The organism is Enterobacter asburiae, assembly GCF_007035645.1.
In the GTDB taxonomy this organism is placed as follows: domain Bacteria; phylum Pseudomonadota; class Gammaproteobacteria; order Enterobacterales; family Enterobacteriaceae; genus Enterobacter; species Enterobacter asburiae_B.
Genome location: NZ_AP019632.1, coordinates 3,186,132 through 3,212,983 on the forward strand (window position 1 = coordinate 3,186,132; position 26,852 = coordinate 3,212,983).

At 56.2% G+C, this 26,852-nt stretch carries 27 protein-coding genes and 1 tRNA gene; 11 read left to right on the forward strand and 17 right to left on the reverse strand.

Features of this window, described 5'->3' with window-relative positions:
* Positions 1 to 52 precede the first annotated feature (52 nt).
* The 3 genes from FOY96_RS15225 to hutI are packed head-to-tail and all read right to left on the reverse strand — an operon-like array spanning position 53 to position 2,965.
* Positions 53 to 787, reverse strand: a complete 735-nt coding sequence (locus tag FOY96_RS15225; protein ID WP_023310841.1) for a histidine utilization repressor — start codon at positions 785 to 787, stop codon at positions 53 to 55.
* A gap of 19 nt (positions 788 to 806) precedes the next feature.
* A complete protein-coding gene (gene hutG / locus FOY96_RS15230) occupies positions 807 to 1,745 on the reverse strand; it encodes a formimidoylglutamase (protein WP_143347369.1) in 939 nt (312 codons plus the stop codon).
* The gene (gene hutI, locus FOY96_RS15235; RefSeq protein WP_143347370.1) at positions 1,742 to 2,965 is read right to left on the reverse strand and encodes an imidazolonepropionase; all 1,224 of its coding nucleotides are present in this window, start codon (positions 2,963 to 2,965) and stop codon (positions 1,742 to 1,744) included. Before hutI ends, hutG begins: the two co-directional genes overlap by 4 nt.
* A 226-nt stretch (positions 2,966 to 3,191) precedes the next feature.
* On the opposite strand from hutI, the gene FOY96_RS15240 reads away from it, so the two are divergent.
* The gene (locus FOY96_RS15240; protein WP_143347371.1) at positions 3,192 to 4,475 is read left to right on the forward strand and encodes a putative acyl-CoA thioester hydrolase; all 1,284 of its coding nucleotides are present in this window, start codon (positions 3,192 to 3,194) and stop codon (positions 4,473 to 4,475) included.
* A 77-nt stretch (positions 4,476 to 4,552) separates the two neighbouring features.
* Here the strand turns inward: FOY96_RS15240 and pgl are convergent, their stop codons facing one another.
* Entirely contained in the window at positions 4,553 to 5,548 is a 996-nt protein-coding gene (pgl, locus tag FOY96_RS15245; protein ID WP_023292974.1) for a 6-phosphogluconolactonase, read from the reverse strand.
* 140 nt (positions 5,549 to 5,688) lie between these two features.
* Between pgl and FOY96_RS15250 the strand changes: the two genes are divergently transcribed.
* Positions 5,689 to 6,507, forward strand: coding sequence for a pyridoxal phosphatase (locus FOY96_RS15250; RefSeq protein ID WP_143347372.1), 819 nt, complete (start codon positions 5,689 to 5,691; stop codon positions 6,505 to 6,507).
* Here FOY96_RS15250 and modC read toward each other — a convergent pair whose 3' ends face one another.
* The 4 genes from modC to FOY96_RS15270 all read right to left on the reverse strand — a co-directional run bounded on the left by modC (position 6,508) and on the right by FOY96_RS15270 (position 9,359).
* On the reverse strand, positions 6,508 to 7,566 hold the full coding sequence (gene modC, locus FOY96_RS15255; RefSeq protein ID WP_029742082.1) for a molybdenum ABC transporter ATP-binding protein ModC: 1,059 nt from the start codon (positions 7,564 to 7,566) through the stop codon (positions 6,508 to 6,510).
* A gap of 2 nt (positions 7,567 to 7,568) precedes the next feature.
* On the reverse strand, positions 7,569 to 8,258 hold the full coding sequence (modB, locus tag FOY96_RS15260) for a molybdate ABC transporter permease subunit (RefSeq protein WP_033144966.1): 690 nt from the start codon (positions 8,256 to 8,258) through the stop codon (positions 7,569 to 7,571).
* Entirely contained in the window at positions 8,258 to 9,031 is a 774-nt protein-coding gene (gene modA / locus FOY96_RS15265) for a molybdate ABC transporter substrate-binding protein (protein ID WP_087822196.1), read from the reverse strand. The genes modB and modA overlap by 1 nt, the downstream gene beginning before the upstream one ends.
* A 178-nt stretch (positions 9,032 to 9,209) precedes the next feature.
* Positions 9,210 to 9,359 (reverse strand): AcrZ family multidrug efflux pump-associated protein, encoded by a 150-nt coding sequence (locus FOY96_RS15270; protein WP_023310811.1) that lies wholly within the window; start codon positions 9,357 to 9,359, stop codon positions 9,210 to 9,212.
* Positions 9,360 to 9,486: 127 nt separating this feature from the next.
* Here FOY96_RS15270 and modE point away from each other — a divergent pair, with 127 nt between their 5' ends.
* The 7 genes from modE to gpmA all read left to right on the forward strand — a co-directional run bounded on the left by modE (position 9,487) and on the right by gpmA (position 17,235).
* Positions 9,487 to 10,275 carry a molybdenum-dependent transcriptional regulator gene (gene modE / locus FOY96_RS15275; RefSeq protein ID WP_094934372.1) on the forward strand — a complete coding sequence of 263 codons (789 nt, stop codon included), beginning with the start codon at positions 9,487 to 9,489 and terminating at the stop codon, positions 10,273 to 10,275.
* Positions 10,276 to 10,342: 67 nt separating this feature from the next.
* Positions 10,343 to 11,815 (forward strand): molybdate ABC transporter ATP-binding protein ModF, encoded by a 1,473-nt coding sequence (modF, locus tag FOY96_RS15280; RefSeq protein WP_143347373.1) that lies wholly within the window; start codon positions 10,343 to 10,345, stop codon positions 11,813 to 11,815.
* Positions 11,816 to 12,016: 201 nt separating this feature from the next.
* Entirely contained in the window at positions 12,017 to 13,033 is a 1,017-nt protein-coding gene (gene galE / locus FOY96_RS15285) for a UDP-glucose 4-epimerase GalE (RefSeq protein ID WP_143347374.1), read from the forward strand.
* Positions 13,034 to 13,042: 9 nt separating this feature from the next.
* On the forward strand, positions 13,043 to 14,089 hold the full coding sequence (gene galT, locus FOY96_RS15290) for a galactose-1-phosphate uridylyltransferase (RefSeq protein ID WP_143347375.1): 1,047 nt from the start codon (positions 13,043 to 13,045) through the stop codon (positions 14,087 to 14,089).
* A gap of 4 nt (positions 14,090 to 14,093) precedes the next feature.
* On the forward strand, positions 14,094 to 15,242 hold the full coding sequence (gene galK / locus FOY96_RS15295; RefSeq protein ID WP_029739550.1) for a galactokinase: 1,149 nt from the start codon (positions 14,094 to 14,096) through the stop codon (positions 15,240 to 15,242).
* Complete coding sequence (galM, locus tag FOY96_RS15300; protein WP_143347376.1) at positions 15,236 to 16,276, forward strand: galactose-1-epimerase; 1,041 nt, start codon at positions 15,236 to 15,238, stop codon at positions 16,274 to 16,276. Before galK ends, galM begins: the two co-directional genes overlap by 7 nt.
* A gap of 206 nt (positions 16,277 to 16,482) precedes the next feature.
* The gene (gene gpmA / locus FOY96_RS15305; RefSeq protein WP_023310804.1) at positions 16,483 to 17,235 is read left to right on the forward strand and encodes a 2,3-diphosphoglycerate-dependent phosphoglycerate mutase; all 753 of its coding nucleotides are present in this window, start codon (positions 16,483 to 16,485) and stop codon (positions 17,233 to 17,235) included.
* Between the two features lie 61 nt (positions 17,236 to 17,296).
* Here gpmA and aroG read toward each other — a convergent pair whose 3' ends face one another.
* Positions 17,297 to 18,349: a 3-deoxy-7-phosphoheptulonate synthase AroG gene (aroG, locus tag FOY96_RS15310; protein WP_024908788.1), complete on the reverse strand. Its 1,053-nt coding sequence runs from the start codon at positions 18,347 to 18,349 to the stop codon at positions 17,297 to 17,299.
* A gap of 304 nt (positions 18,350 to 18,653) precedes the next feature.
* Between aroG and FOY96_RS15315 the strand changes: the two genes are divergently transcribed.
* Entirely contained in the window at positions 18,654 to 19,034 is a 381-nt protein-coding gene (locus FOY96_RS15315; protein ID WP_032661161.1) for a protein YbgS, read from the forward strand.
* A gap of 105 nt (positions 19,035 to 19,139) precedes the next feature.
* Complete coding sequence (gene zitB / locus FOY96_RS15320) at positions 19,140 to 20,078, forward strand: CDF family zinc transporter ZitB (protein WP_033144958.1); 939 nt, start codon at positions 19,140 to 19,142, stop codon at positions 20,076 to 20,078.
* On the opposite strand, the gene pnuC is transcribed toward zitB, so the two are convergent.
* From pnuC to tolR, 8 genes are all read right to left on the reverse strand, one after another.
* Positions 20,075 to 20,794, reverse strand: a complete 720-nt coding sequence (gene pnuC / locus FOY96_RS15325; protein ID WP_143347377.1) for a nicotinamide riboside transporter PnuC — start codon at positions 20,792 to 20,794, stop codon at positions 20,075 to 20,077. The two genes, zitB and pnuC, sit on opposite strands and share 4 nt — an antisense overlap.
* Positions 20,795 to 20,815: 21 nt before the next feature.
* Positions 20,816 to 21,859 carry a quinolinate synthase NadA gene (gene nadA, locus FOY96_RS15330; protein ID WP_069303829.1) on the reverse strand — a complete coding sequence of 348 codons (1,044 nt, stop codon included), beginning with the start codon at positions 21,857 to 21,859 and terminating at the stop codon, positions 20,816 to 20,818.
* A gap of 222 nt (positions 21,860 to 22,081) precedes the next feature.
* Positions 22,082 to 22,157 (reverse strand) — tRNA-Lys (locus FOY96_RS15335).
* Between the two features lie 161 nt (positions 22,158 to 22,318).
* Positions 22,319 to 23,113 (reverse strand): cell division protein CpoB, encoded by a 795-nt coding sequence (cpoB, locus tag FOY96_RS15340; protein ID WP_029740420.1) that lies wholly within the window; start codon positions 23,111 to 23,113, stop codon positions 22,319 to 22,321.
* Positions 23,114 to 23,122: 9 nt separating this feature from the next.
* Positions 23,123 to 23,644 (reverse strand): peptidoglycan-associated lipoprotein Pal, encoded by a 522-nt coding sequence (gene pal, locus FOY96_RS15345; protein ID WP_003858578.1) that lies wholly within the window; start codon positions 23,642 to 23,644, stop codon positions 23,123 to 23,125.
* 35 nt (positions 23,645 to 23,679) lie between these two features.
* Positions 23,680 to 24,972 (reverse strand): Tol-Pal system beta propeller repeat protein TolB, encoded by a 1,293-nt coding sequence (tolB, locus tag FOY96_RS15350; RefSeq protein ID WP_008501103.1) that lies wholly within the window; start codon positions 24,970 to 24,972, stop codon positions 23,680 to 23,682.
* A gap of 134 nt (positions 24,973 to 25,106) precedes the next feature.
* Positions 25,107 to 26,393 carry a cell envelope integrity protein TolA gene (tolA, locus tag FOY96_RS15355; protein ID WP_029740419.1) on the reverse strand — a complete coding sequence of 429 codons (1,287 nt, stop codon included), beginning with the start codon at positions 26,391 to 26,393 and terminating at the stop codon, positions 25,107 to 25,109.
* Between the two features lie 28 nt (positions 26,394 to 26,421).
* The gene (gene tolR / locus FOY96_RS15360) at positions 26,422 to 26,850 is read right to left on the reverse strand and encodes a colicin uptake protein TolR (RefSeq protein ID WP_003858589.1); all 429 of its coding nucleotides are present in this window, start codon (positions 26,848 to 26,850) and stop codon (positions 26,422 to 26,424) included.
* Positions 26,851 to 26,852 lie beyond the last annotated feature (2 nt).

The window sequence follows — 26,852 nt, forward strand, 5'->3', positions numbered from 1 at the left end:
ACAAAAAAGATACAATTTTGTTATATTGCGTTAGCGATCACGCTTATAAAACTTATGACATGAAGTGGCCCTGCAGCCGGTAGCGATTCCCCGGGAAAAGCAGCCGGGCATGCGACACAATGTGCGACGAGGACCAGGTTCGACGGCGGATCAGCAGGCACGGATCGTGCTCTTTAATGCGTAGCCTTTCGCACTCCTGCGGCGTGGCGCGCACGGCCTCCACAATGTGCTCCCCTTCCGTCAGCGGTGCGACGAGCGAGAGATAGGCGTGCGGCGTGGTCTGGGTGTAATCCTGGTTCAGATAGTCCGGTATCCGCTCAGCGTTCACGCAGCGATCTTCAATCTGCACCGGAATGTCGTTTTCGAAATGCACCATCACGGAGTGGAAAATGCGGCTTCCCTCCTTGACGTTAAGCTCTGTGGCCTGCTCGGCGCTGGCCTGGGTCTCTTCGAGCACCAGCACCTCGCAGCGGTGCTGATGATTACGCGCGGCTATCTCGTCCGCAATGCTGCGGATTTCAAACAGCGCCGACTGTCCTTTCGGTTCCGCCACAAACGTCCCCACGCCCTGCAGGCGCACCAGAAGCCCTTCGTCGGTCAGCTCGCGCAGCGCCCGGTTGACGGTCATCCGGCTAAAACCAAACTGCGCTACCAGCTCGGCCTCCGAAGGAATGCGATCGTGCGGGCGCCAGACGCCGGTAGCGATTTTTTCGCTAATTGCCTGCTTCACCTTTTCATAGAAAGGCGCGGGAGGGCTCGACTGCGGCAGAGGTGAGCGTGAAAACATCGTGACTCCTTGAATAGTGTTATGCCCACCAGTGAGCAATTTGCCAGGCCAGGCGGGCGGCTAGCTTAGCGCCCTGCCCGTCCCGATCGTACTGCGGGTTAAACTCTACCAGATCGGCGGCCTGTAGCTTACCGCTACGGCAGATTTGTTCGATAACCGGGAGAAGATCCAGCGCCGGTATGCCTAACGCAGCCGGTGCGGACACGGCAGGCATTTCGCTGGCGGGGAGGACGTCCAGATCGATCGTCAGATAGATACGATCGGCCTGCGCCAGCACCCTTTCCAGGGCGGATAGCGCATCGCGCCTGAAATGGAGATCTTCCACCAGCGTGACGTTCAGGCGTTCGGCCTCGTCCCACAGCGCCAGCGTGTTCGCCGCCCGGCTCACGCCAAGGCAGGCGTAGTGAAATTCCCGCCCGCGCTCATCGCAGTAGCGCGCCAGCTGGCGAAACGGGGTGCCGGATGTGGCCCGGTCGGCCTTGCGCAGATCGAGATGGGCATCAAGGTTGATAATGACAACCCGCTCGTTCGGGAAGGCCTCCAGCACGCCGCGACCGTGCGCCCACGCGGTTTCGTGCCCGCCGCCAAACACCAGCGTGCGCATCCCGGACTGCTGACAGGCCGTGACGGCATCGCTTAACGCCTGCTGTGCCGCTTCCAGCTCGCCGCCTTCAACGTACACAGAGCCCATATCCGTCAGCCGGTCATGCCCCTGATGGCTTGCCATATTTGCCAGCGCCTTTCGCAGCATATCCGGTGCCTGCACGGCGCCGGGCCTGCCCTGATTGCGTTTTACCCCTTCATCACATTCAAAGCCTATCAGCGCGATGCCGGATGAAAGCGGCGTGAACTGGCCCTGCTGCTTTATCGTCTGGAAAATGCGCTTTGCACTGCTGGCCTCGGCGCTGTCATCGCGCCCCTGCCAGACGGTTTCGGCTACGGGCCGCCATAACCTCATACTGCCTCCCCACGGAAAATACGTTGATACAGCGGATTGCGTCCCGGCTCGTAGACCATCTCAACCGGATGATGAGCATCCCAGACGATAAAATCGGCGACAAACCCTGCCCGCAGCTGCCCGTGGGTTGCGCCACGGCCCAGCGCCTGCGCGGCATGGCGCGTGACGCCAGCCCAGGCTTCTTCCGGGGTCAGGCCAAACTGGACGCAGGCCATGTTCATCGCCAGGTGCAGGCTCGCAAACGGGCTGGTGCCGGGGTTATAGTCGGTGGCGACGGCCATCGGCACGCCCTGTTTTCTGAGCTGTTCAACCGGCGGACGCTGGCGCTCCTGCAGAAAATAGAACGCACCCGGCAACAGGACGGCAACCGTGCCGCTTTCCGCCATCGCCTGAACGCCTGCGTCGTCGAGATACTCAATATGATCGGCGGAAAGGCCCTTATACTGGCTGACCAGCGCCGCGCCGCCCTGATTCGACAGCTGCTCGACATGCCCTTTCACCGGGATACCCAGCTCGGCGGCGGCCTTGAAGAGTCGCTCGGTTTGCGACGGGGTAAAGCCGACGTTTTCACAAAACACGTCGACTGCTTCATATAACTCTTTTTGCCACAGCGTGGGCAGTATCTGCTCACAGACCAGCGTGAGGTAGGCATCCGGATCCTGCCGGTATTCCGGCGGAACCGCATGGGCCGCCAGCAGCGTTGGGCTGATATCGATCGGATTATTGAGGCCCAACTGGCGGGCAACCTGCAGCATCTTCTCTTCGGCCTCGGCGTTGAGCCCGTATCCCGATTTGATTTCAACGGTCGTCACGCCTTCATTCATGAGACGCTGGAGCCGCTGCTGCGCCAGTTTCAGCAAGGTTTCGGCTGAGCTGCTGCGCGTCGCCGTCACGGTCGCGTTAATCCCGCCCCCCTGGGCGCTGATGGTTTGATAAGAGACGCCGTTCAGGCGCTGCTCCCACTCCGCCGCGCGGTCGCCGCCAAATACCAGGTGGGTATGGCAGTCAATCAGGCCAGGCGTGACCAGACGCCCCTGAAGATCGACACAGTGTCGGTGTCCGGAAGGAATGTCAGATTCAGGGATCGCGGCCAGAATAGTGTGGCCGCGCACGACCAGAGCGTGTTGCTCTTTCAGTCCATAAGACGCAGGTACGTCCGGCGCCATCGTAGCCAGTCGCGCATTTCGCCATATTACATCGTCGGGATGAATCTGCTGCATGGGGCATTCCACTTGTCTTAGGTTGTATAGACATTTATTTGCATCCACCGTCTGCTGTCAACCGCCTTGACGGAAAATGTTATTTATTTGTGATCACCTACCTGCCGCTCCGGGGCTAAAAATGCAACTTTTACCCTTTTTATCTTCCCGTTTCGCTCAACTTAGTATAAAAAAGCAGGCTATTTCGTCTATCCCGTTTAAGACTTGCATACCCAGGAGCTCTACCTTGAACATTTCCAGGATTTCCCGTCTGGCGTTAGCACTCGCCTTTGGCGTGACCTTATCCGCATGCAGTTCAACACCACCGGATCAGCGCCCTTCTGAGCAGGTTGCGCCCGGTACCGCCTCCCGCCCGATTTTGTCCGCTGATGAAGCGAAGAACTTCGATCGTGCGCACTACTTCTCGGCGATGGATCCTAACGCTGCGCCGTGGACACCGTCTTCTATCAACCTGCCTAAACAGCCTGACTTCATGGTTGGCCCGGCGGGTGCGCAGGGCGTAACGCATACCTCTATTCAGGCTGCGGTTGATGCTGCCATCACTAAACACAGCGCGTCTCGCCAGTACATCGCGATCCTGCCGGGTGAATATGAAGGCACCGTATATGTTCCGGCGGCCCCTGGCAGCATTACGCTTTACGGTCTGGGCGAAAAAGCGATCGACGTAAAAATTGGCCTGGCGATTGATTCCGAAATCGACAGCAACACCTGGCGTCACCTGGTGAACCCGGCCGGTAAATATATGCCGGGCAAACCGGCGTGGTATATGTTTGATAATTGCCAGAGCAAGCGTTCTGCCACCATTGGCGTGATGTGCTCGGCGGTATTCTGGTCTCAGAATAACGGTCTGCAGCTGCAGAACCTGACCATTCAGAATACCCTGGGCGACAGCGTTGATGCTGGTAGTCACCAGGCCGTTGCGCTGCGTAGCGATGGCGATAAGGTGCAGATTAATAACGTCAACATTCTGGGCCGTCAGAACACCTTCTTCGTGACCAACAGCGGCGTGCAGAACACCCTGCAGAATAACCGCCTGACCCGTACTCTGGTGACCAACAGCTACGTTGAAGGTGACGTGGATCTGGTGTCCGGTCGCGGCGCGGTGGTGTTTGATAATACCGATTTCCGCGTGGTGAACTCACGCACTCAGCAGGAAGGTTACGTGTTTGCTCCGGCAACCCAGTCTAACCTCTTCTACGGCTTCCTGGCCGTGAACAGCCGCTTTAACGCTGCCGGTGACGGCGTGGCGCAGCTGGGACGCTCCCTGGACGTGGACTCTGCGACCAACGGCCAGGTCGTGATCCGCGACAGCGTGATCAATGAAGGCTTCAACATGGCGAAGCCGTGGGCTGATGCCGCGATCTCCAAACGTCCATTCTCCGGCAATACCGGTACGGTGGATGATAAAGGGAACGTGCAGCGCAACCTGAACGACGCTAACTTCAACCGCATGTGGGAATACAACAACCGCGGTCTGGGTAGCAAAGTGGTTGCTGAGCCGAAGCAGTAAGCTGTTTTGCCCGGTGGCGCTGCGTTTACCGGGCATAAAAAAACCTCGCATTCGCGAGGTTTTTTGTTTTTAGCCTCTTAGTGAGCGTTGACCACCACCCACATTGGCCCCTGGCCTACGGCATAACGTCCTTTCTCTTCCAGCAGCCCCTGCTCGCCTTTAATTTCATACAGCGCGATGTGGTGGGATTTCTGCCCCGCCGCAATCAGGTATTTACCGCTGTGATCGATATTAAAGCCGCGCGGCTGGGTTTCCGTTGGCTGGAACCCTTCAATCGCCAGCACGCTGCCGTCTTCAGACACGCTAAACACGGTAATCAGGCTGGAGGTACGGTCGCAGGCGTACAGATGGCGGCCATTTGGCGTTATGTGGATATCCGCCGCCCAGCGGGTATCGGAGAAATCAGACGGCATCATGTCCAGCGTCTGCACGCACTCAATCTGACCGTTTGGATCTTTCAGCTCCCATACGTCCACAGAGCTGTTCAACTCATTGACCACGTAGGCGTACTGCTGGTTCGGATGGAAGACCATATGACGCGGACCGGCGCCTTCAACGGTAGTCACTTCGGCAGGATTCTGCGCCACCAGGTGACCATCGTCGCTCAGGGTGAACAGGCAGATACGATCCTGCTTCAGCGCAGGCACCCACAGCGTGCGGTTATCCGGAGAGATATTCGCCGAGTGGCAGCCTTCAAGCCCTTCCACCACATCCACGGTTTCGACCGGAATACCATCTTCCAGACGCGTTACGCTGACGCAGCCCGCGTTATACGATCCGCTGAAGACAAAGTTGCCTTTACGATCGGTCGAGATATGGGTTGGGCTGCCCGGCAACGGGGCTTCGGCAGTGTACGTCAGCGCGCCATCGTCCGGAGAAATGCGATAGGCCAGCACGCGGAACTCCGGGCGCACACCCACGTACAAGAAACGTTTATCCGGGCTGATGACCATCGGTTGCACCTGGCCTGGCACATCAACAACCTGAACCAGCGTGAGTGTCCCTTCGGTATTTAAACGCCAGACGTGGATCTGCTGGCTTTCAGGACTGGCGGTATAAACGGTTTGTTTCATGAATATTCACTCCTCACTGCGCATGAAAGTAGTTAACTTTTGACGGTGAATGCTGAATTGTCGACAGGAGTTTTGAAGCGTTCGCCTCTCGGTGTACCATCCCATCAAAACGTAAATTCAATATTAACCCGGGAAAACAGATGACCTCGCGTGTGATTGCTCTGGATTTAGACGGTACCTTACTGACGCCGCAAAAAAACCTTCTCCCCTCCTCCCTTGAGGCGCTAAAACGCGCGCAGGAAGTGGGATATCAACTCCTTATCGTAACGGGTCGACATCACGTTGCCATTCACCCTTTTTATCAGGCACTGGCGTTAGATACACCTGCAATTTGTTGTAATGGCACTTATTTGTATGATTATCAGGCAAAAAAGGTTTTAGAATCCGACGCGCTACCGGTTCCCCAGGCGCTGCAGCTGATCGATCTGCTGGATGAGCATGCCGTTCACGGCCTGATGTACGTGGATAACGCGATGGTGTACGAGCGCCCTACAGGCCACGTGGTGCGCACCAGCAACTGGGCGTTGTCCCTGCCTGAAGCGCAGCGTCCGGTCTTTACCCAGGTTTCCTCCCTGCGTCAGGCAGCCCATGACGTTGAGGCTATCTGGAAATTCGCCCTGACCGATGAAGACACCACCAAACTGAATACCTTCGCAAAACACGTGGAACAAACGCTGGGTCTGGAGTGCGAATGGTCCTGGCATGACCAGGTGGATATTGCCCGCAAAGGCAACAGCAAAGGCAAGCGCCTGACGCAGTATGTGGAATCACAGGGCGGGTCGATGCGTGACGTGATCGCCTTTGGCGACAACTACAACGACATCAGCATGCTGGAAGCCGCCGGTACCGGCGTGGCGATGGGCAATGCCGACGACGCGGTAAAAGCCCGCGCCAACGTGGTGATTGGCGACAACACCACCGACAGCATCGCGCAGTACATTTATACCCACCTGCTGTAATCAGGCGGTAATCGAGACGCTCTTAATTTGCGCGTAAAGCCACAGGCCGGGTTTGATCCCTAACTCATCCCTCGCCCACGGGCTGATGCGCGCCCAGAGCGTCCTGCTGCCGACTTCAAGCTTCACTTCCACCTGCCCGTTATCATCAAAACACTCCGCGACTTTGGCGCGCAGAATATTTCGAATACTGGTTTGCAGCGGCGGCTGCAGCACCAGCGAGACGTCCGACGCCTGGATGCGAATTCGCAGCGCGGACTGTAGCGGTTTGTCGATCTTATTGACCCACAGATGCTGGTCGCCCAGCGCCAGGGCGGTCATCGCGTAGTGCGGGTGATGTTCCAGAACGCTCACTTTCAGGATGCTGCTCTGCTGTTCCCGGGGTAACCAGGGGTGCATTACGCTGCTGCCCCACACCTCTTCCAGGTTGCCGAAGGCCTTCACGCTGCCCTCTTCCAGCACCAGCACCTTGTCGGCCAGATGGAGGATCTCATCCAGCGAATGGCTGACGTAGAGCATCGGAATATTAATTTCGCGCGTCAGGCGCTGCAGATAAGGCAGAAGTTCGCGTTTACGCGGTATATCGAGCGAGGCCAGCGGCTCGTCGAGCAGCAGCAGCTCGGGGGCGGTCAGCAACGCGCGACCAATGGCCACACGCTGTTTTTCTCCGCCGGAGAGTGAGGATGGCAGCCTGTCGAGCAGAGGCTCAATGCCTAAAAGCGTCACCAGCTTGTCAAACTGCCCGGCCATGCTTTTCGCCATGCCGTAACGCAGGTTGCCGCGCACGCTGTAGTGCGGGAACAGGCGCGCGTCCTGGAAAACATAGCCGATGCGGCGTTTATCCGGCGAGAGGTAAATTTTGTTCTCCACGTCATTCAGGACGCGGTCATTCAGGACAATACGGCCTGACTGCGGGCGGGTCAGGCCGCTGATGGCATTAATCAGCGACGTTTTTCCCGCCCCCGACACGCCAAAGATAGCGGTGATTCCGCTTGCCGGCAGCGTCTCGTTAAGCGTCAGGGTATGGTTTCCCAGCGTCTGGGTGAAATGGAGTTCCAGCATGCTTATTTCCCCATCCGCTCGCGGCTGAGCCGCGCCAGCCATTCAGACACCATCAGCGATACCAGCGCCAGCACAATTGAAATAATACACAGCCGCGCCGCCGCGCCTTCACCGCCCGGCGTTTGAATCAGGGTATACATTGCCGACGGAATAGTTCGCGTCTCGCCGGGGATGTTCGACACAAACGTGATCGTCGCGCCAAACTCGCCCAGCGAGCGGGCGAAGGCCAGCACCGTCCCGACAATAATGCCCGGCAGCGTGAGCGGAAGCGTGATGGTGAAAAAGACGCGCCAGCGCCCTGCGCCCAGCGTGCGGGCCGCCTGTTCGAGCTTCATGTCCACGCCTTCCAGCGCGAGGCGGATCGCCCTCACCATCAGCGGGAATGACATCACCGCCGCCGCCAGTACCGCACCGCGCCAGCTAAACGCAAACGTCAGCCCAAACCAGTCGTAGAGCTTCTCGCCGATAAAACCGCGTCGCCCCATCGAAATCAGCAGCAGGTAACCGACCACCACGGGCGGCAAAACGAGCGGAAGATGCAGCACGCTGTCGAGCAGCGTTTTGCCGGGAAACTGACAGCGAACCAGTAGCCAGGCAAAGAAGATCCCAAAGGGCAAGCTCAGCGCAACCGCCAGGGAAGAGACTTTTAGGCTCAGCAGAACAGCCTGCCATTCAGGATCGGTCAATATCATCAGTGAGTCGTAAATCCATAACGTTTAAAGATTGCGGACGCCTCCGGCCCTTTCAGGTAATCGCGGAAGGCCGTCACGGCCGCATTTTTATGTCCATCAACAATCGCAACAGGATATTCCACTTTCTTGTGGGAGTCTTCCGGGAACGTTGCGACCACTTTTACACCTTTACTGGCAACGGCATCAGAGCCATACACAATGCCCAGCGGGGCTTCATTGCGTTCTACCAGCGCCAGCGCGCCGCGCACGTCTTCCGCCGGGGCCAGCTTCGGTGACAATGTCTCCCATGCACCCAGCTTTTGCAGCGCTTCTTTGGCATAAATCCCGGCCGGAACGTGCTCCGGGTCGCCCACGGCCAGACGGCCACCGTTCAGCAGGCTCGTCCAGTGGGTCTCTTTGTTGATGGTGAAGTCCGCCTGCGCGCTGGCTTTTGGCGCCACGACAACCAGGCTATTCCCCAGCAGCGTTTCGCGGGTTGTGGCATCAATCGATTTCTTCTCCGTCGCGTAGTCCATCCACTTCTGGTCAGCCGAGATGAACAGATCCGCCGGTGCGCCCGCTTCTATCTGGCGCGCCAGCGTCGAGGAAGAGGCAAAAGAGGAGACCACCTCGACGTTTTTCTCTTTTTTATACGCCGCCGCGATGTCCTGCAGCGCGTTGGTCAGCGACGCCGCGGCAAAGACGGTGATTTTACCCTCGTCCGCCAGCGCGTGTCCGGTAAGTGAAAGCGTCAGCGTTGCCCCTGCGAAAAGGCGTATCCATGAACGTGCCATCTGTAACTCCTGTGAGTAGCGTTATATACATCTTAATATAACGATTACGTCAGGGAGATCCCAGCGTTTAATCGTAACGCTGAAGGGGTAAACCGGTGTGATGCGTTAAATAATATCGGCGTAGACGGGAAAATCTTGAGAGCAAAACGCCCGGACTGGCCGGGCGTTTTGTGGGGAATCAATGCTGCTTTTTAGCCTGGTCTTTGTGACCAATGTTCGAAAAGACGTTGAACACTTCACCCAGGCCGTAGATGGCACCGAGGATGATGGCCATCACTACTGGTACCATGATCACGGCGAATACCAGACTTTTCAACAACTCTAACATGGTTTTCTCCAGATATTGTGAACGGCTCATTCTACCCTTTCAAGTGAGAAAAACATCCCCTTTTGTGCGGTACCCTTTGCGCCCTGCGCCATTTGGGTCACAATACTCTTTTTGCCAGGACACTGTTATGCAGGCCGAAATTCTTCTCACTCTACGACTTCAGCAAAAGCTTTTCGCCGATCCGCGACGTATCGCCCTGCTTAAACAAATAGAACAAACGGGCTCGATTAGCCAGGGGGCGAAAAACGCGGGCATCAGCTACAAAAGTGCCTGGGACGCCATCAACGAAATGAACACCCTGAGCGAACACCCGCTGGTGGACAGAGCCACGGGCGGCAAAGGCGGCGGCGGTGCGATCGTGACGCGTTATGGCCAGCGCCTTATTCAGCTTTACGATCTGCTGGCCCAGATCCAGCAAAAGGCGTTCGATGTGTTGAGCGACGACGATAACGTTCCGCTGGACAGCTTGCTGGCCGCCATTTCCCGCTTCTCGTTACAAACCAGCGCCCGCAACCAGTGGTTTGGTACGGTGACGGCGCGCGACAATCTGCAGGTACAGCAGCATATTGAGATCCTGCTTGCCGATGGCACCACCCGTCTGAAGGCCGCAATAACGGCGCAGAGCGCAGAGCGCCTTGAGCTCGATGAAGGTAAAGAGGTGCTGGTGCTGCTGAAAGCGCCGTGGGTCAATATCACGCGCGATCCCGACGCCGCAAAGGCGGCCGATAACCAGCTCCAGGGCGCTATTAGCCATATCGAACGCGGCCAGGCGCAGTGCGAAGTGCTGATGACCCTCGCAGACGGGCAACCGCTTTGCGCGACGATACCGCTTAGCGAAGCGGACGGTTTAGAAGAAGGTACTGTCGTTACCGCCTGGTTCAACGCAGACCGGGTGATTATCGCCACATTGTGCTGAGCGCATTGACAATCGCGCCGACAGTGCGTATCCCTGATATCTGTTGCTGCAAAAACAGGGATAAACCATGTCATCATTGCATATTTCGCAAGGCACGTTTCGTCTTAGCGATACCCGAACGCTGACGATTGCTGATTTAACGATACGCGCGGGTGAAAGCTGGGCGTTTGTCGGCACTAACGGCAGCGGTAAATCCGCGCTGGCCCGCGCGCTGGCCGGCGAGCTCCCCCTCCTCAAGGGCGAATGCCAGGGCGACTTTACGCGCCTGACGCGCCTGTCATTTGAACAATTGCAAAAGCTGGTAAGCGACGAGTGGCAGCGCAATAACACTGATTTACTCAGCCCTGGCGAAGAAGATACCGGCCGTACGACGGCGGAAATTATTCAGGATGAGGTGAAAGATCCCGCCCGCTGTCAGCGCCTGGCAGAACGGTTCGGCATCACCGCCCTGCTGAATCGGCGCTTTAAATACCTTTCTACCGGCGAGACGCGAAAAACGCTGCTTTGCCAGGCGCTGATGAGCGAGCCCGAGCTGCTTATCCTCGACGAACCGTTTGACGGCCTTGACGTGCAGTCCCGTGCGCAGCTGGCGGCCCTGCTGGAGTCGCTTAATCAGCAGGGATATACCCTGGTTTTGGTGCTTAACCGCTTCGATGAAATTCCGGACTTTATTCAGCACGCGGGCGTACTGGCCGACTGTAACCTGACCGAGACCGGCGAAAAAACAGCGCTGCTCAAGCAGGCGCTCATTGCCCAGCTCGCACACAGTGAACAACTCGACGGAATTACGCTTCCGGAACCTGACGCCCCTTCGGCCCGCCATGCGCTCGATCCCCACCAGCCGCGCATCGTGCTGCGGGATGGGATGGTCTCTTATGACGATCGCCCGATCCTCAACCGTCTTAGCTGGACGGTCAATCCCGGCGAACACTGGCAGATTATCGGCCCTAACGGCGCGGGAAAATCCACGCTGCTGAGCCTGATAACCGGCGATCACCCGCAGGGCTATAGCAACGATCTGACGCTGTTTGGTCGGCGTCGCGGCAGCGGCGAAACCATCTGGGATATTAAAAAACATATCGGCTACGTCAGCAGCAGCCTGCATCTGGATTACCGGGTCAGTACCACGGTACGCAACGCGATCCTTTCCGGGTATTTTGATTCCATCGGTATTTATCAGGCGGTGTCTGACAAACAGCACAAGCTCGCCCAGCAGTGGCTGGATATTCTGGGCATGGACAACCGGGTCGCTGACGCGCCGTTTCATAGTCTGTCGTGGGGGCAGCAGCGTCTGGCCCTGATCGTTCGCGCGCTGGTGAAACACCCTACGCTTCTGATCCTCGACGAACCGCTGCAGGGACTCGATCCGCTGAATCGCCAGCTTATCCGCCGCTTTGTGGACGTGCTGATTAGCGAAGGTGAAACGCAGCTGCTGTTCGTTTCACATCATGCCGAAGATGCCCCCGCCTGCATCACGCATCGTCTGGAGTTTGTGCCGGACGGTGAGGGTTATCGCTATCTTCTCAGCAACGTCGATTAACCGTGGAGGGCTCTGCCCTCCTCTTTTTCAGATAACTTGCATCAATACATCGCTATCTCTTTGATCTAGAATGCACTCAGTCATTAAAAAAGCGAGTGTGAAAACGAGTGTAAACGATTCCACTATTTTATCCCATGTCACACTTTTCGCGTCTCTGTTATGCTATGGTTATTACATACCATAAGCCCAATGGAGCGAAATATGCGAGTTCTGGTAACAGGTGGTAGCGGTTACATAGGTAGTCATACCTGCGTGCAACTGCTGCGAAACGGTCACGACGTCATCATCCTCGACAACCTGTGCAACAGTAAGCGCAGCGTGCTGCCGGTGATTGAACGCCTTGGCGGTAAACAACCGACTTTCGTGGAAGGCGACATCCGCAACGAAGCGCTGATGACCGAGATCCTTCACGACCATGCCATCGAAGCGGTGATCCACTTCGCGGGTCTGAAAGCGGTCGGTGAATCCGTTGCGAAGCCGCTCGAGTATTACGACAACAACGTCAACGGTACCCTGCGTCTCATCTCCGCCATGCGTGCGGCCAACGTCAAAAACTTCATCTTTAGCTCCTCCGCCACCGTCTACGGCGATCAGCCCAAAATCCCTTACGTTGAAAGCTTCCCGACCGGTACCCCGCAAAGCCCGTACGGCAAAAGCAAGCTGATGGTAGAGCAGATCCTGACCGACCTGCAAAAAGCGCAGCCGGAGTGGAGCATCGCGCTGCTGCGCTACTTCAACCCGGTCGGCGCGCATCCTTCTGGAGACATGGGTGAAGATCCGCAGGGTATCCCGAACAACCTGATGCCGTATATCGCCCAGGTTGCCGTGGGTCGCCGCGACTCGCTGGCGATTTTTGGCAATGACTACCCGACCGAAGACGGCACCGGCGTGCGCGACTACATCCACGTGATGGATTTGGCCGACGGTCACGTTGCGGCCATGCAGCAGCTGGCCAACAAACCGGGCGTGCATATTTACAACCTCGGCGCCGGGGTCGGCAGCAGCGTGCTGGACGTGGTTAACGCCTTCAGCAAAGCCTGCGGTAAGCCGGTGAACTACCACTTCGCTCCGCGTCGAGATGGCGACCTGCCTGCTTACTGGGCCGATGCCACCAAAGCCGACAAAGAGCTTAACTGGCGTGTGACGCGCACGCTTGATGAAATGGCACAGGATACCTGGCACTGGCAGTCACGCCACCCGCAAGGCTATCCGGACTAAGGATCCGTCATGACGCAATTTAATCCCGTCGATCATCCGCATCGTCGTTTTAACCCGTTAAGCGGGCAATGGATTTTGGTTTCTCCGCATCGCGCCAAGCGCCCCTGGCAGGGGGCGCAGGAGACGCCTGCAAAACAGACGCTGCCACAGCACGACCCGGACTGCTTCCTCTGTCCGGGCAACACGCGCGTCACCGGGGATAAAAACCCGGACTACAAAGGCACCTTCGTGTTCACCAACGATTTTGCCGCCCTGATGACCGACACGCCGGACGCGCCGGAAAGCCACGATCCGCTGATGCGCTGTGAAAGCGCGCGCGGAACCAGCCGCGTGATCTGCTTCTCGCCGGATCACAGCAAAACGCTGCCCGAGCTGAGCGTGGACGCGCTGAAAGAGGTCGTCAGCACCTGGCAGGCGCAAACCGCAGAGCTGGGGCAGCGCTATCCGTGGGTGCAGGTGTTCGAAAACAAAGGCGCGGCCATGGGCTGCTCAAACCCGCACCCGCACGGCCAGATCTGGGCGAACAGCTTCCTGCCTAACGAAGCCGAGCGTGAAGACCGTCTGCAGAAAGCGTATTTCGCGGAAAACGGTTCGCCGATGCTGGTGGACTACACCCAGCGCGAGCTTGCCGACGGCAGCCGCTCCGTGGTGGAAACCGAACACTGGCTGGCCGTCGTCCCCTACTGGGCCGCCTGGCCGTTTGAAACGCTGCTGCTGCCGAAAGCGCACGTGCAGCGCATCACCGATCTTAGCGACGCGCAGCGCGACGACCTTGCCCTGGCGCTGAAAAAGCTGACCAGCCGTTACGACAACCTCTTCCAGTGCTCTTTCCCGTACTCCATGGGCTGGCACGGCGCCCCGTTTAACGGCGAAGAGAATCAACACTGGCAGCTGCACGCCCATTTCTATCCGCCGCTGCTGCGCTCTGCGACGGTGCGTAAATTCATGGTGGGCTATGAAATGCTGGCGGAAACCCAGCGTGACCTGACGGCGGAACAGGCGGCAGAACGTCTGCGTGCCGTTAGCGACGTCCACTATCGCGAATCAGGAGTCTAAAAAAATGAGTCTGAAAGATAAAACACAATCCCTGTTTGCTGAGAAATTTGGCTACCCTGCCACCCACGTTATTCAGGCGCCAGGCCGCGTTAACCTGATCGGTGAACACACCGACTATAACGACGGTTTCGTGCTGCCGTGCGCCATCGATTACCAGACCGTCATCAGCTGCGCGAAGCGCGACGACCGTAAAGTTCGCGTGATTGCGGCGGATTACGGTAATGAAACGGACGAGTTTTCCCTCGATGCCCCGATTGTGACGCACGACAGCCAGCAGTGGTCTAACTACGTGCGCGGCGTGGTGAAACACCTTCAGAAGCGTAACAAGAACTTTGGCGGTGCCGATTTAGTTATCAGCGGCAACGTGCCGCAGGGTGCGGGCTTAAGCTCCTCTGCGTCGCTGGAAGTCGCCGTTGGCACCGTGTTCCAGCAGCTTTATCATCTGCCGCTGGATGGCGCGCAAATCGCCCTGAACGGTCAGGAAGCAGAAAACCAGTTCGTGGGCTGCAACTGCGGCATTATGGACCAGCTGATCTCCGCACTGGGCAAAAAAGAGCATGCCCTGTTAATTGATTGCCGCTCGCTGGGTACCAAAGCCGTTCCCCTGCCGAAAGGCGCGGCTGTGGTGATCGTCAACAGCAACTTTAAGCGCACGCTGGTGGGCAGCGAATACAACACCCGCCGCCAGCAGTGCGAAACCGGCGCCCGCTTCTTCCAGCAGCCTGCCCTGCGCGACGTGACGCTCAATGAATTTAACAAAGTGGCGCACGAGCTTGATCCGGTTGTCGCCAAACGCGTTCGTCACGTGCTGACGGAAAATGCCCGTACCGTTGAAGCCGCGTCCGCGCTGGCAAAAGGTGACCTGAAACGCATGGGTGAGCTGATGGCGGAATCTCACGCCTCCATGCGCGATGATTTTGAAATCACCGTTCCGCAGATCGACACCCTGGTGGACATCGTTAAAGCCACCATTGGCGACAAAGGCGGCGTGCGCATGACGGGCGGCGGTTTTGGCGGCTGCATCGTTGCGCTGGTGCCAGAAGAGCTGGTCCCTGCCGTACAGGATGCCGTGGCGAAGCAGTACGAAGCAAAAACGGGTATCAAAGAAACCTTCTATGTTTGTAAAGCATCACAAGGAGCCGGACAGTGCTAAACGAAACACCTACCCTTGCACCGGATGGTCTGCCGTATCGCCTGTTAACCCTGCGCAACAGCGCGGGGATGGTCGTTACGGTGATGGACTGGGGGGCAACCCTTCTTTCTGCCCGCGTACCGATGCCGGACGGCAGCGTGCGCGAGACACTGCTCGGCTGCGCCTCGCCTGAGCAGTACGTCAATCAGTCCGCCTATCTGGGCGCGTCCGTCGGGCGCTATGCTAACCGCATCGCGAAGAGCCGTTTTGAACTCGACGGCGTGCAGTACACCCTGCTTCCAAGCCAGGGTGAGAACCAGCTGCACGGCGGACCGGACGGGTTTGATAAACGCCGCTGGAAGATTGTTCGTCAAAACGATGGCGAAGTGCTGTTCTCGCTGGATTCGCCTGATGGCGATCAGGGCTTCCCGGGGAACCTTGTCGCGTCCGCGCGCTTTACGCTGACCGACGACAACCGTATCGCCATTGAATACCGTGCGACGGTCGACAAGCCGTGTCCGGTCAACCTGACCAACCACGCGTACTTTAATCTGGACGGTAACCAGTGCGACGTGCGTGAGCACAAGCTGCAGATCCTGGCGGATGCGTATCTGCCGGTTGACGAGATGGGCATTCCGTATCAGGGCCTTAAAGACGTGAGCGGCACCAGCTTTGACTTCCGCAGCGCGAAGTCCATCGCCCAGGATTTCATGAGTGATGACGATCAGCGCAAGGTGAAAGGCTACGACCACGCTTTCCTGCTGCAGGCCAAAGGCGATGTGAAACAGCCTGCCGCGCAGGTCTGGTCTGCGGATGAGAAACTGCAGATGACGGTTTATACCACTGCCCCTGCCCTGCAGTTTTACTCAGGCAACTACCTCGGCGGCACGACGGCGCGCGAACATGATGAGTACAGCGACTGGCAAGGCCTGGCGCTGGAGAGCGAGTTCCTGCCGGACAGCCCGAACCATCCGGAATGGCCGCAGCCGGACTGCGTGCTGCGCCCGGGTAAAGAGTACGTGAGCGTGACGGAATATCATTTTATTCCACATTAATATCCAGCCCTCCCTCCGGAGGGCTTTTTTCTGCACGCCTTGCTGAAAATAGCGCCGATCGCAGACAAAATCATAACCCTGGATTCACAAGCATCTTACACTCAGAGACTATTTTCGCTATGGTTAGGGTTAAGCGTTGCTGGTGGCACGGCCACGGCAATATAATGAGAATTGTTATCATTCTAAAAATGCTTGAGGAGTAAGAGATGGCTATAACTAAGCTGGTCCTGGTGCGTCACGGCGAAAGCCAGTGGAACAACGAAAACCGCTTTACCGGTTGGTACGACGTTGATCTGTCTGAGAAAGGCGTAAGCGAAGCAAAAGCAGCGGGTAAACTGCTGAAGGAAGAAGGCTTCAGCTTTGATTTTGCTTACACCTCTGTGCTGAAACGTGCCATCCACACCCTGTGGAACGTGCTGGACGAACTGGATCAGGCCTGGCTGCCGGTTGAGAAGTCCTGGAAACTGAACGAACGTCACTACGGTGCGCTGCAGGGCCTGAACAAAGCGGAAACCGCTGAGAAATATGGCGACGAGCAGGTTAAACAGTGGCGTCGCGGCTTCGCAATCACCCCGCCAGAGCTGACCAAAGATGACGAGCGCTACCCGGGCCACGATCCGCGTTACGCGAAGCTGACCGACGCTGAGCTGCCAACCACCGAAAGCCTGGCGCTGACCATCGACCGCGTTGTGCCTTACTGGAACGAAACCATTCTGCCACGCCTGAAAAGCGGCGAGCGCGTGATCATCGCTGCTCACGGTAACTCCCTGCGTGCGCTGGTGAAATACCTGGACAACATGGGTGAAGACGAAATCCTTGAACTGAACATCCCAACTGGCGTACCGCTGGTGTATGAGTTCGACGAAAACTTCAAGCCAATCAAACACTACTATCTGGGTAACGCAGAAGAGATCGCGGCGAAAGCAGCGGCTGTCGCGAACCAGGGTAAAGCGAAGTAATTTTCGCAAGGCATAAAAAAAGCGCGGAGCCTTCCGCGCTTTTTTATTTGTGTCTGAAAATTCAGCCGCGGCGCGCTTTTACCGCATTCGCCAGCTGACGCAGGATGGTATCGGTATCGTCCCAGCCAATGCAGGCATCGGTGACGCTTTTGCCATACACCAGCGGCTCGCTGCCTTCCAGGTTCTGGTTACCTTCGACCAGATGGCTTTCGATCATCACCCCAATTACCGCCTTCTCACCGCCGGCAATCTGCTGGCAAACGTCTGCCCCTACTTCCATCTGCTTTTTAAACTGCTTGCTGGAGTTGGCATGGCTGAAATCGATCATCACCTGCGGTGGCAGCCCGGCTTTTTCCAGCCCGACCTTCACTTCTGCCACGTGTTTCGCGCTGTAGTTCGGCTCTTTACCGCCGCGCAGAATGATATGGCAGTCACCGTTACCACTGGTGTTAACGATGGCGGAATGGCCCCATTTGGTCACGGACAGGAAGCAGTGCGGCGCACCCGCTGCGTTGATAGCGTCGATAGCCACCTTAATGGTGCCGTCAGTGCCGTTTTTGAAACCTACCGGGCAAGAAAGACCGGACGCCAGCTCACGGTGAACCTGAGATTCGGTTGTGCGGGCACCAATTGCGCCCCAGCTCATCAGGTCTGCCAGATATTGTGGCGTAATCATGTCGAGGAATTCACCGGCCGCAGGCAGGCCGCTGTCGTTGATCTCCAGCAGCAGCTTGCGCGCAATGCGCAGGCCGTCGTTGATCTGGAAGCTGTTATCCATATGCGGATCGTTAATCAGCCCTTTCCAGCCCACGGTGGTACGCGGTTTTTCAAAATAAACGCGCATCACGATTTCCAGCTCGTCCTTCAGCTCTTCACGGAGGGTGAGCAGACGGGCAGCGTACTCTTTCGCAGCTGCAGGATCGTGAATGGAGCACGGACCAATCACCACCAGAAGACGATCGTCATTACCTTTCAGGATCTTATGGATCGCTTTACGAGCATGAGAAACCGTGTTTGCGGCATTTTCAGTGGCGGGGAATTTCTCAAGGAGCGCTACAGGAGGTAATAACTCGTTGATCTCTTTAATGCGTAAATCGTCGTTCTGATAATTCATTTTCTTTCCAGCTCTGCCATATCTTTAGTAATGAAAGCAATCCTTTCAATCTATCTTGTCGACCAGGAAGTGTAAACACGGTTTTACACTTCACGCAGATAATTCCTGGAATTCGCCTAAAAATCGCCACAAAATAGCGAAAAACGAGATCTAACCTAAGCTTTTTAACTGTAACAACCAATTTTACACGCTTAAACGCGATTCCCTACTGACGTAAGTCCGTAAGGCGGAATCTTTCGCCTCAGAAAAAGATGCACTGTTGGAGAATGTTATCCAGCGTAACGACAAGAACAGGAGCACCATGATGAAAATGACAAAACTGGCAACCCTCTTCCTGACCGCCACACTTACTCTGGCAAGCGGCAGCGTCCTGGCCGCGGAAACGGGCACATCAGACAGCAACGGTGATGCGAATGCCGCTGCGGCAGCAGGCCAGCCCGCACCTGATGCGAAACAGAATATCGCCCCGAATAATGTCGACAACAGCCAGATTAATACCGGCAACACCAACACCGGCGGCACCATGCTGCATCCCAACGGCAGCGGTTCCGGCACCATGAATCATGACAATATGAGCTCGGACGAGGTTCATAAGAACTCAATGTGCAAGGACGGCAAATGCCCTGACCCTAATGACAAAGTAGGGAACGATGCGAATACCAAAACCGATGGCACCACCCAGTAACGGGGGTGTTCGGTAAGAAAAAGGAGAGCTCTGGCTCTCCTTTCTTTTTGGAGTAACCTATTAAAAACGCTACACTAAAAACAATAACACATCAGGAAAGCAGACATGGCTCACTCCCATTCCCATTCACCCTCTCCCGGCAACGACAACGCTAAACGACTGATGCTGGCCTTTGGCGTTACCGCAACGTTTATGATTATCGAGGTCATTGGCGGCCTGATTTCCGGCTCTCTGGCGCTACTGGCCGATGCCGGACACATGCTGACCGATGCCGCAGCGCTGCTCTTCGCCCTGCTGGCGGTGCAGTTTGCGCGTCGTCCTCCCAATGCGCGCCATACCTTCGGCTGGCTGAGGCTGACAACCCTCGCCGCGTTTGTTAACGCTATTGCGCTGGTGGTCATTACCGTTCTTATCGTCTGGGAGGCCGTACAGCGATTCAGACACCCGCAGCCGATCGCCGGGGCGACAATGATGGTGATTGCCGTGGCGGGGCTGCTGGCGAATATCCTCGCCTTCTGGATTTTGCACCGCGGCAGCGGGGAAAAGAACCTCAACGTGCGCGCTGCGGCTCTGCATGTTCTGGGTGATTTGCTCGGCTCAGTCGGGGCGATTGTCGCCGCGCTGGTGATCCTCTACACCGGCTGGACGCCTGTCGATCCTATTCTGTCCGTGCTGGTGTCGTGTCTGGTCTTGCGCAGCGCCTGGCGGCTGCTGAAGGAGAGCGTGAATGAACTGCTTGAAGGGGCACCGGCATCGATGGATATTGACGAGCTAAAGCGCAACCTGCGCCGTTCAGTCCCGGAAGTGCGCAACGTTCATCACGTTCACGTCTGGCTGGTGGGGGAAAAACCGGTCATGACGCTGCACGTCCAGGTGATCCCGCCTCACGACCACGATGCGCTGCTTGAGCGCATCCAGCATTTTCTTGAACATCACTACGAAATTGGCCACGCCACCATCCAGATGGAGTATCAGCCCTGTAACGGGCCGGACTGCCACCTTAACGAGGCGCAGTCCGGACATTCACATCAGCATCACCACTAGCTGGAAAGCGCGTGAGAACCTCGCTCACGCGCGCTCTTAATCCACATCCGGCTGCCGTTCAGCGCAATGAAGGTCAGCAGCAGATATTCCAGCGACATTGCATAGACGCCCTGCAGGGCGAAGATCGCCACGCTGATCACGTTGATGATGACCCACAGCAGCCAGTTCTCAACGTATTTACGGGTCATCAGGATCATCGCCGCAATCGACAGCACCATCATGCAGGAATCCCAGAACGGGAAGGCATCCGCCTGGAGCTCGGGCATCGTCACGTTCAGGCCGAAACCGGACATGACCGAAACGGCAACGCGGGTCAGGAACGCAAACACCGGGTTGATATAGACGGTCATTAAACCAATGGCGACCATGCAGGCGACAAACCAGGCGATGGCTTTCGGCAAGGGCAGCCAGCGGATCTGCAGCTCTGCCTCCTGCTGGCTGTTCTGACGCGACCACGCGTACCAGCCGTAAATATTGGCGGCGAAGAAGAACAGCTGCAAAAGCAGACTGGCGTACAGCTGGATCTGGAAGAAGATAATCGCAAACAGCGTAACGTTTATCAGCCCGAACGCGTAGTTGCTGATCTTCTCCAGGCTTGCCAGCCAGATACAGAGTAATCCCGCCAGCGTGCCAACGGCCTCAATCCATGACAGGTCATAGCCACCTGCACCAATCGGTATATGAACCAGAATGTTCTGCGTGCTAAAAAAATCCATCTTTTCCCCGGTCGTTTTGAATTAAGTACGTAGTGTAGCCGCAAAATCCAGCATGCGGTTAAGCGGAATTAACGCACCTTCACGCAGGGCGGCATCCACATGGATTTCATGTGCTGCCCCGCCCGTCTCGAGCCCTTCGGCAATGGCCTTCAGGCCATTCATCGCCATCCACGGACAATGCGCACAGCTGCGACACGTTGCGCCCTCGCCCGCCGTTGGCGCTTCAAGGAGCTCTTTCTCCGGCACGGCCTGCTGCATCTTGTAGAAGATACCGCGATCGGTTGCCACGATGAGCTGTCTGTTAGGCAGCGTTCTGGCCGCGTTGATAAGCTGGCTGGTTGAGCCCACGGCGTCCGCCATGTCGACAATCGACTGCGGTGATTCAGGGTGAACAAGAATCGCGGCGTCAGGATAAAGTGCCTTCATGCGCGCCAGCGCCTGAGTTTTGAATTCGTCGTGCACAATGCAGGCACCCTGCCAGCAGAGAACGTCAGCCCCCGTCTGCTTCTGGACATAATTTCCAAGATGGCGGTCAGGCGCCCAGATGATTTTCTCGCCCAGGCTATCCAGATGTTCAATCAGCTCAACGGCGATGCTGGAGGTGACAACCCAGTCTGCCCGCGCTTTTACCGCCGCAGAGGTGTTGGCGTAAACCACCACGGTCCGGTCAGGGTAGGCGTCACAGAAGGCCGTGAATTCGTCAATCGGGCAGCCGAGATCAAGTGAACACTCCGCATTAAGCGTCGGCATCAGAATGGTTTTTTCAGGGCTCAGGATCTTTGCCGTTTCGCCCATAAAACGCACGCCAGCAACCAGCAGCGTGGAAGCAGGATGTTTTGCACCGAAGCGTGCCATCTCCAGTGAGTCAGAAATACAGCCGCCGGTCTCTTCCGCCAGCTGCTGAATTTCCGGGTCGGTGTAGTAATGGGCCACCATCACCGCATCTCGTTCTTTGAGAAGACGTTTGATCTTCTCACGGTAGAATTGCTTTTCGTCCTGGCTCAGCGGGACAGGCTTTGGCGGAAACGGATAGATTGCGGCTTCAGGATCAAACATCACACTCATTATGGCTTCTCGTTTTACGGGCTTAACAATATTGCCTTTCTTTTGCATGACATAGCAAAACGCATGGCAATTGTGTTTTGTATACTAAACAAGATAGCGAATATGAGAGGAAAAGTCACCGGAAATAGGTGCGGATAGCATTTGTCGGCCGGCGGCTTCACCTTGCCCGACCTGCACAGACGGCAGATAGCAAAAAGGCGCCTTTAGGGCGCCTTTCTACACTGGTGGGTCGTGCAGGATTCGAACCTGCGACCAATTGATTAAAAGTCAACTGCTCTACCAACTGAGCTAACGACCCACTTTTACGCTGTTTTCACGTTGTTTGATATCCCGTGGCAACGGCGGCATATATTACTGATTTAAGAATTCAGCGCAACAAAAATTTCGATGAAGATCACTTAACTGCTTACGAATCATGCTGCACGACCAGAAATAACGCGATTTCTGGTCATGCGATAATCATCCCATCGAATTCAGACGTTTTTGCGCCTGCTTAGCACCTTCGGTACCCGGGAATTTGGAGACCACCTGCTGGTAAACCGCTTTGGCTTTCGCAGTGTCGCCTTTGTCCTGCATGATGACGCCCACTTTATACATCGCATCAGGCGCTTTTGGCGATTTCGGGTAATTTTTCACCACAGAGGCAAAATAAAACGCCGCATCGTCCTTTTTACCCTTGTTGTAATTCAACTGACCAAGCCAGTAATTCGCATTTGGCTGATAAGTGGAATCAGGGTATTTCTTAACAAAGTTCTGAAACGCAGCAAGCGCGTCATCCTGACGAGATTGATCCTGCACCAGGGCAATGGCCGCGTTGTAGTCCGTATTCGCGTCACCGCTCTGTACAGGCGCACCTGTTGAAGCAGAAGCATCCGCAGCCGGAGCTGATGTCGCCGCACCGGTCTGATCGCCCGCGGCTGGCTGTGCTTGTGCTGCTGCACCACCGCTGCTCAGGCTATCTATCTGCAGCAAAATCTGCTTCTGACGTTCCACAACCTGGTTCAACTGATACTGGCTTTCCTGAATCTGGCCGCGGAGAGAGTCAATATCGTTTTGGTTATCAGAAAGTTGTTGCTGGAGTTGGGTTAAAAGCTGGCTGTGAGCGTTAGAAATACGCTCGAGTTGAGTGACCCGGTCTTCTACCGAGCCTGAGCCGACACTACTGATTGGTGCCTGAGCAAAAGCGGCCCAGGGGGCCGCTATTCCAACCAGTAACGACAGACTCAACAGATGATGTCTGAAGTTACTGCTCATGCAATTCTCTTAGTAAACCAGTACGGCACGACGGTTTTTGGAGTAAGCCGCTTCGTCGTGACCCAGTACTGCAGGTTTTTCTTTACCGTAAGAAACGATGGAGATCTGGTCAGCAGAAACGCCTTTACCCTGCAGGTACATTTTAACAGCGTTAGCACGACGTTCACCCAGGGAGATGTTGTACTCTGGAGTACCACGTTCGTCCGCGTGACCTTCTACGGTGACTTTGTAAGATGGGTTGCTACGCAGGAAGTTAGCGTGAGCATCCAGCATCGCAGCGAAGTCAGAACGGATGTCGTATTTATCCAGATCGAAGTAAACGATGTTGTTCTGCTGCAGCTGCTGCATCTGAAGACGCGCTTGCTCTTCAGAAGACATGTTGCCATTGCCGTTCGCGTCCATACCGGTGCCGGCACCCATCATGCCTTCGCCGCTCTGGTCATTGCTGGCGTTCTTGTTAGAAGAACACGCTGCGATTGCCATTACAGGCAGAGCGATCATCAGCCCCTTCAGCACTTTGTTCAGTTGCATTTCTATGATTCCTTTAGTAATCAATTAATTATTATTTACAGATACGGCGACCAGGCAGGTGATTTTACCTGTCCATCAGTTGCCGGAATACGCGCTTTGAAACGCCCATCTGTAGAAACCAGATTCAGCACAGATCCCATCCCCTGAGAAGAGCTGTAGATTACCATCGTGCCGTTAGGTGCCAGACTTGGCGTTTCATCCAGGAACGTTGACGACAGAACTTGAACGCCACCCGCTACCAGATCCTGTTTGGCAATGTGCTGCTGCCCACCGTTGGAGCTCACCATTACCATAAATTTACCGTCGCTGCTCACGTCTGAGTTCTGGTTCTGCGAACCTTCCCAGGTAATACGCTGCGGAGCACCGCCGTTGATGTTGACTTTATAGATTTGTGGACGGCCAGCCTGGTCAGAAGTAAACGCCAGGTTTTGACTATCCGGGAACCATGAAGGTTCAGTGTTGTTGCTGCGACCGTCGGTCACCTGACGGATCTGGCCAGAGCCAATGTCCATCACGTACAGGTTCAGGCTACCGGTTTTTGACAGCGCAAACGCCAGTTTAGACCCGTCCGGAGAGAAGGAAGGTGCACCGTTGTGACGTGGGAAAGACGCCACCTGACGAACAGCACCGTTTGCCAGCGTCTGGATAACCAGCGCTGAACGGCCGCTTTCGAAGGTTACATAGGCCAGTTTAGAACCGTCCGGAGACCAGGCTGGAGACATCAGCGGCTGTGAAGAACGTTTCACCAGGAACTGGTTGTAGCCGTCGTAGTCAGATACGCGCAGCTCATACGGGAACTGACCACCGTTGGTCTGCACCACATAAGCAATACGGGTACGGAACGCCCCTTTAATGCCGGTCAGTTTTTCAAATACCGCATCGCTGGCAGCGTGTGCCGCGTAGCGCAGGTACTGCTTAGTGACCTTGTAAGAGTTCTGTGCCAGAACGGTACCCGGTGCACCGCCGGTATCCACCAGCTGCCAGGCCACGTTGTAAGAGCCGTCCGGGTTAGGCGTAACCTGACCCACAACCACGGCATCAATACCCAGTGCAGACCATGCTGCAGGCTGTACTTCCTGCGCGCTGCCCGGCTGCTGAGGCAGACGAGAACGATCTAACGGGTTGAATTTACCGCTGTTACGCAGGTCAGCCGCCACGATGCCACCGGCATCTTCAGGTGCAGCGCCAGGACCGGCCCACTGGAACGGAACAACACCGATTGGGCGTGCCGAGTCCACCCCCTGGGTGATCTCGATACGTACTTCTGCGTGCAGTACTGCTGCCCACAGCATTAAAAAACTAAATGCTACACGTAATGCCTGCTTCATCATATCTCCCTTATCCGGGTAACCTTACCCACGATAATTTAGCAGAATGTTAACAAACTCAAATAGACAAAACTACCAGAACCCTGTGACTAAACCTGGTCTATTTTTCCCCGTTTGCACGGGGAAAATGTAACTTAAGGTTTGAAGTCCAGCGGCGCATTTTTGAAGACTTCGTAAACTGCCTGAGACGGCGGTTTAGGCATCTTCGCCTGACGCGCTGCAGCCAGGGCCGCAGTACATAAAGCCGGGTCGCCACCTTCAGACTTAATATCCAGCAGCATGCCGTCCGGAGCCAGTTTTATACGCAACGTACACGTTTTACCGGTATAGGAAGATGCATCATAGAATCGGCTTTCAATAGCGGATTTAATCTGCGCGGCATAACCGTTGATTTCAGCCCCTGTCGCACCGTTACTCTTAGTGTTACCACTTCCCGTCGGCGCTGCGTTGTTTCCTTTCGCCCCACCGCCCGTTTTCGGTGCATTCTTACCGGAGCTTAAATCGCCCAGCAGATCGTCAACCCCTGCGGCAGCAGCGGCTTTTTCAGCAGCCGCGGCCTTTTTGGCCGCCGCTTTATCAGCAGCAGCTTTCTTATCGGCAGCGGCCTTCTCAGCTGCAGCTTTCTTATCGGCGGCAGCCTTCTCAGCTGCAGCTTTTTTATCGGCAGCGGCTTTTTCAGCGGCGGCAGCTTTTTCTGCAGCCGCTTTCTCAGCAGCAGCCGCTTTCTTCGCGGCCTCGGCAGCAGCTTTCTTCTCTGCTTCCTGAGCGGCTTTTTTCGCGGCTTCCGCTTCGGCTTTCTTCTGAGCATCGGCAGCGGCTTTTTTCGCGGCTTCCGCTTCAGCTTTCTTCTGAGCATCGGCAGCGGCTTTCTTCGCGGCTTCCGCTTCAGCTTTCTTCTGAGCATCAGCAGCGGCTTTCTTCGCCGCTTCTGCCGCTAATTTTGCCTGGGCATCAGCCTGTGCTTTCGCGTCCGCTGCGGCTTTTGCTGCCGCCTCTTCCGCCTGCTTTTGCTGTTCCTGTGCTTTCTTCGCGGCCTCTTCGGCTTGCTTCTGCTGTTCCGCCTGCTCTTTCGCAGCTTCCTGCGCCTGCAAACGCTCTTTCTCAAGCTGCTTCAGACGCTCCTGCTCTGCGGCCTGCTTTTCACGCAGTTCTTCCGCCTGCTGTTGCGACTGTTTTTCACGCTGCTCTTCAGCCCGTTTGGCACTCGCCTTCTGCTGCTGTTCGCGATTATAGTTCTGTACTACCGCACCGGGATCCACCATCACGGCGTCAATGGAAGACCCTCCACCGCCACCGGCTGATGCATCAATATGCTCGTCGAACGAACTCCAGATCAGCGCTGCAAAGAGAATCACGTGCAGCACTGCGGAGACGATTATCGCTCGCTTAAGCTTGTCGTTCTGTTCGGTTGCCTTTGACACTATCGGTTCCCAAAAACTACGCGGATGATCAAATAGGTTGGGTCATTAAGCCAACTGACTTAACACCCGCACTATGTAGCAAGTTCAGCGCTTTAATAATTTCATCGTAGGGTACGTCTTTCGCGCCACCGATTAAGAAGACCGTTTTCGGATTTGACTCCAGACGACGCTGCGCTTCAGCAATAACCTGCTCAGGCGGCAGCTGATCCATACGATCTTTCTCTACCACGACGCTGTATTGCCCTACGCCGGAAACCTCAATGATAACCGGAGGATCGTCATTGGTGCTCACCGCCTGTGATTCTGTCGCATCCGGCAGATCCACTTCCACGCTCTGAGTAATGATTGGCGCTGTCGCCATGAAGATCAGCAGCAGTACCAGCAGGACGTCCAGCAGTGGAACGATATTGATTTCGGACTTGAGCTCGCGACGACCTCGTCCACGCGATCTGGCCATGG